Source organism: Salinivibrio sp. MA427, from assembly GCF_001996115.1.
In the GTDB taxonomy this organism is placed as follows: Bacteria; Pseudomonadota; Gammaproteobacteria; order Enterobacterales; family Vibrionaceae; genus Salinivibrio; species Salinivibrio costicola.
Genome location: NZ_MUFH01000383.1, coordinates 1 through 2,042, shown reverse-complemented (window position 1 = coordinate 2,042; position 2,042 = coordinate 1). Strand labels below are relative to the sequence as shown.

Here is a 2,042-nt window from a genome sequence, read left to right as displayed (position 1 = left end):
GTTCAGGTGTAGTTCTTGCTCACCGACACGGAGAAAATACTGCACGGATGCGCCTGCTTCGGTGCGCATTTTATTTAAGGTTCCAATCACAACATTGCTCTTATCGTTATAAAGTGCAGAAGTGTAACAAAGGAAAGCCTAAAGCGTTAGGTAGGTTGCCTATCCGAGCCGATTCTCAAAGCGTTTTTGATTGTCAGTAGTGAACTCACGGTAGAGGGTCACCGACACGATCAATACCTCTTTGTGGGTATCTTCACTGACTTGGTTAATCACAAAGTAGTCAGCTTCTTCTTCTTTGACACCACGCTCAACAAGACGAAGTACATCGTCTTGAATATTGCCCTCGATCTCGACATTCGCTGTTTTTTCGAAGTCACCAAAATCAAGGGTTGATTTGGCTATCAGTTCGGGGGCCGCAAGGGCTTGAAAAGACAGAAAAGAGGCGCATAACAGCACCGCAGAGAGAGCTTTTTTCATAATATATCGACACGTCGGTGGATTTGCTGACAACGTAACAAGGGTAGGATGACGCGTTGTCAGCGTGAAGTTAAATTAACGCTGAGGCAATCAGATTAGCGTGTGGCGTCTTCAATATCATCACTAAAGACATCATTGTGGCCCGCTATGTTGGGGCGATGATGCGCCGATGTATCATCAAGATAATCGGCTAGCAGGTCATCATCTGTTGGGATAACCTGATGCTGTAAACTGTTCATTTTTTCTCCTTGAGTGATCGTTAACCCATCACATATAGCAAGGCTAACGGCTCACTGTGTCAATACCATGACATTCCTAGCGGCATTAAGACCTTCTCAACCTTTTGCGATTGGGTCAATCTATTTCGACGCCGACTCAATGTCGAAGCGCGCAACAATCGGGCAATGATCGCTGAGTCGATATGTCATTACCTTGTGGTAGTCAAACTGATACTGAAAACTGTACTGCCATTGATTGGCAAGAGGCTCAGAGACCAAAACATGATCCACTAAGCGGCTGTACATCACCTGGTTCCAAGTTTGAGTGCGCCAATTGTAACGCCGTGCTTTACAGCGTGCTCGCACGTTTTTGGTGACGTTGACGATGTTGGGGGGATTGGCATCGATTTCAAGGCGATGAGCGTTAAATGTATGCCAAAATGGATCATTATTTTCTCCGATATAGCGATTAAAGTCGCCGGCAATGATAACGTTTTTATCATCACGAACCGCGAGCCATTCCGCGAGCGCTCTGAATTGTTGACTCAGTTTTTTACAGCTGCTTGTGCCTTGGCGTTGGTGAAAACATCCCGACTTGAGATGAACGGATAACACGTGAATAGGTGCATGGCCAGGAGGCGTGATCACCACATAGGCGCCATAACGCAAAGAAGGGAGGCCAAACAGTCCGGGTAAGGCAATCTCACGAAAATCCTTCCGATCGTCCACCTGCCAACCTTTGCGCACGGCGATGCCAGTCAGCTGCTGACTGTGAGAAGAGGATTTGAGTGCGGCGTAACGGTCGGAAAAGTAATAGTTATATTTTTCTTTTGGTATCACACGGGCTAACGCCTCAGGGCTATCGACCTCCTGAAATGCCAACACGTCTGGAGAGATCTGCGCCAATATGGCCGCGAGTTGTAGGTAATCCTCTTCATGGCGAATACCAGCCCGTTGATCGGTCTTTAAGGTTAGCCATTCAAAATTCCATGTTGCTACCGTGAGTGCATAGCTTGGGGCAACATATAGCCCTAGCAGCACCAACAGTCCGACGCGTCGAAGCACGATTGCCCCTTACCTTAATCATTTGCTTTTCACCGTGATCCTACTGCAAATATTCAACGTCTAGGTGAGTTCGCGATCAAATTGCGGACAAGGTTTGATTTTCGCTAATAATTGCAACAATACAGATCAGCAAATTGGAGAACAGATAGGCGTTTGAACGGTCGACTTTGGTTATTCGAAAGTTCGATGATCTGAGTCAACACAATCGATCCCGCATTTGCTATCTAATGCCACATCTTGTGTTTATGATGTTTTTATAATCCTATATATGGTGTGGAGGGC

Annotated in this window: 3 protein-coding genes; all 3 read right to left on the bottom strand. The window is 46.4% G+C overall.

What is annotated here, in order from left to right; all coding sequences use genetic code 11:
• Window positions 1–159: 159 nt before the first annotated feature.
• The 3 genes from BZG79_RS14760 to BZG79_RS14755 all read right to left on the bottom strand — a co-directional run bounded on the left by BZG79_RS14760 (window position 160) and on the right by BZG79_RS14755 (window position 1,760).
• On the bottom strand, window positions 160–477 hold the full coding sequence (locus tag BZG79_RS14760; RefSeq protein ID WP_077460778.1) for a hypothetical protein: 318 nt from the start codon (window positions 475–477) through the stop codon (window positions 160–162).
• Between the two features lie 95 nt (window positions 478–572).
• The gene (locus BZG79_RS16505; protein ID WP_158009982.1) at window positions 573–716 is read right to left on the bottom strand and encodes a hypothetical protein; all 144 of its coding nucleotides are present in this window, start codon (window positions 714–716) and stop codon (window positions 573–575) included.
• A gap of 120 nt (window positions 717–836) precedes the next feature.
• Window positions 837–1,760 carry an endonuclease/exonuclease/phosphatase family protein gene (locus BZG79_RS14755; protein ID WP_158011537.1) on the bottom strand — a complete coding sequence of 308 codons (924 nt, stop codon included), beginning with the start codon at window positions 1,758–1,760 and terminating at the stop codon, window positions 837–839.
• Window positions 1,761–2,042: the final 282 nt, after the last annotated feature.